The following is a 3,116-nucleotide window of genomic DNA, read 5'->3' as shown; positions in this document are numbered from 1 at the left end:
CGCCCAGATCGAGATATCCCACCAGCGTTGTTTCATCCAGGCGCGGTTCTTAAACAGGCCTTCCTGGCGCATCCCAAGGCTCTTGCACAATTTGATGGATGCTTCATTTTCGGCGACGCACTCCGCGTAGATGCGGTGCAAGCCGACCGTGTTGAACCCGAAATCGATAATACCGCGACTCGCTTCGACGGCGTAGCCCTGACCCCAATGGTCCGGATTCAACTCGCACCCGAATTCTCCCTCGCTGTTGTCGGAGGAGGTGGTACGTACGCCACAGCATCCGATAAGGGCATCGTTGGACCGTAGGGTAATGGCGACCTGAAAACGGGTTCGTGGGCGTTCGTGTTGCCAGCCGATGAAGCGCTCAACCAGCGTTTCCACACCGAGGCGGCTTCTGCCTTCCCACGGATAAAAACGTAGATATTCTTCGGTCGACTGATACGCAAGCACGGCATCAACATCAGCAAACCCGAAATCGCGCAGAACCAGCCTCGGCGTAATGATGTGCACGGAAATACACCCGCCCCGCGAACGCAACGGCGTTCACGACTTCACCCCAAACTCACCTCTGCTTCCGGGCCTAGTCCCGAACCGAGTGAGCGCTAATGCGTACTCTGCGCAGACATTCGCCGCCGCGTTACCAGTATGACTCCCACGACGAGGCAAACCGCAACGATGGGCCACGGTTGGATGGGCACTGCAGGCACATCCAACGCATCGTAAGGATCGGTACTCATGGCAACTTCCAGACTATCCGGAGCGCCGTCTTCATCCGAATCCGTGTCCAGGAAATTCAGGGTCCCGTCATTGTCTACATCCGTTCCCTGGGAGACACCTTGCTCGTACGCGTTTGACAGACCATCGCCATCGGCATCCAGGTCCAGGAAGTTCGGAGTACTGTCGCCGTCGACGTCGCCATCACCGGCGACGCTGTCGTTGATGCCGTCACCGTCGCTGTCAGGGTCGAGGTAGTTGGGGATGGTGTCGTTGTCCGGGTCGCCAGTGCCTTCAACGATATCGCTAATGCCGTCGCTATCGGAATCTTCAGGAACGGTTCCATATATCTGGATGGACCATGAGTTGAGCGTGCCGGTATCGGGCGTGAATACATCGGCAACCTTCAATTGCCACGTGCCGTTTGGATTCTCGCCCCAATGCGCGACTGAAGTGAATTTCCAATTACTGAAATTATCCCCGCTGTCCCCAGCGCGTTCGGAAGCGAGTTGGGACACCATGCCGCTGGGCGAGGTCAGAAAGACGCGCAAATCGCCACGATACGGGTGGGTGATGTTCACGGTGACTTCAACGTGTTCCACTTCGAATCCGGTATTGCCGCTGATGGACACTGTTTGCGTAACACCCGCAGTATTGTTATCGGGAATCGCGACGGCGGTCGCCTTCGACGCGGTGAGCGAGGGTGCGCTGGCGGCGACATTGGTCCAGGTTCCCGCGGCGTTTACGGCGGCCGTCGCATCGATACGGCCAAAGCCGTATGAAGGGTTGTACCAGAGGCCCGCACCGTTCTGACTCCAGCCGCTGTTAAGCGGGTCATTGCGGAATGCGGTATTTACAAGGATGTGTTGCACGTCGCGCCACGTGAGGTTGGAGTTCTTCTCCAACATAAGCGCGATAATCCCCGCAGCCAACGGCGTCGCGGAAGAAGTGCCGCCGAATGAATTCGTGTAGTTCGTTACATCATACCCGGCGGACCCGGTACGGTCCGTCGTGGTAATACCACCGCCGGACCAATTTGAAGGTGTGTTTACCAGCATAGAGCAACCGGGTTCGCTGTAAGGTGAGTAAACACCATTTGCCCCGCTCGCGCCCACGGCGATGGTATATCGGCTGGAAGCATAGCCGTCAAAATTGACGTTGTCCGCCGACTGTCGCCCGTTTCCAGCAGCCCAGACGTAAATGGTGCCCAAACCGCCGCGTCCGTTTTGGATACCGTTCAGGACGGCTGCCGCTGTTAGCGGAGGCATTGTTGCAAGCGTGGCCCCATCGTCTGCCGGGCCCCACGAGTTGCTGCTTATCGAGACTCGATCGGTCGCCAGCGGAGGCGCAACCAGGTATCCCAATGCTTGGGCATCTTGCGCGTCAGTAGTTGCCAAAGAAATGAGTCGAACGCCGACAAGGCTCGCATTGAACGCAGCGCCACAGACTCCGAGGGCGTTGTTGCCTTTTGCTGCGGCCACGCCCGCGCAGGACGTGCCGTGATCATCGCCTACGACGTCCGGTGTGGGGTCGTTGTCACCATAGTCGATGTCGATGTCGATATCCGTTCTCGCGTTTGCCGCCAAGTCTTCATGGGCCGTTTCAAGGCCGTCGTCGACGATGGCGATGTTGATCCCGGCACCAGTCACCTGATCCCACGCAGATTGAATGTTAACGTCGTTTCCCGCCGTGCCCTGCTGGCCCGTGTTCTTGAGGTGCCACTGGTTCGGGTACAACGTGTCGTTTGGGACCAACTTCTTTGTCGCCTTCCGCTCGATGAACGGGGTGGCAAATTCCACGAGGCCGCTTTCGTAGAGCGCATTCGCAATGTTCAGCGAGTCCAGAAGTCCCTTTCCTGTCGTCTGAACGATATACGTGTTCGGGCTGTAGTCGACTTGGCTTACCACCGAGACGCCATACGCTGCCGTTATCTGATCGATGGTTGCCTCGCCCTTGAGCTTCAGGCTGAACTGATTCGTCAGAACCTCACGATTATTATCAGTCGGGGTGATTACCGTATCTCCATAGACTGCGGGACTGACCTCATATCCGGCGGCCTCTAGCGCGTCTGCTTGCTGTTCCAATGCGGAACGGCTTGGCGCGGGCGCGGCAAGTTTGACGTGTTGTTCGCCTTTGGGGCCCAGCGAACGTGTCGTCGCCGTAGGGATGAGGCTCTTGATAGAAGTTGGCGCGATGCCTTTGGTTGCCGGAGGCGTCACTACCAACTCATCGAGGGAAAGGGTCATTTCAACGCGGGTGTCTCCGCTGTAGTAATAGATGCGTTCGCCTTGAACGGAGGACTTGAGCTTGGCTGGCTTCTCTCCGCCTGAAGCGGACGAGGCCATTGCCACAAGGAGGGTTAGGAATACAGCGGAGATGCGAATGGGGGAGACCCGGCGTGA

The 3,116-nt window shown here is 57.8% G+C and carries 2 protein-coding genes; both read right to left on the bottom strand.

Going from position 1 to position 3,116, the window contains the following annotated elements; translation table 11 throughout:
• Positions 1 to 510 (bottom strand): GNAT family N-acetyltransferase (locus tag K1Y02_26420; GenBank protein ID MBX7259917.1); only part of this gene is annotated, 510 nt, incomplete at its 3' end.
• Between the two features lie 92 nt (positions 511 to 602).
• Positions 603 to 3,116 (bottom strand): S8 family serine peptidase (locus K1Y02_26415; protein ID MBX7259916.1); only part of this gene is annotated, 2,514 nt, incomplete at its 5' end.

Source organism: Candidatus Hydrogenedentota bacterium (assembly GCA_019695095.1).
In the GTDB taxonomy this organism is placed as follows: Bacteria; Hydrogenedentota; Hydrogenedentia; order Hydrogenedentales; family SLHB01; genus JAIBAQ01.
The sequence above is the reverse complement of the archived record's forward strand: the minus strand, read 5'-3'. Positions and strand labels throughout refer to the sequence as shown.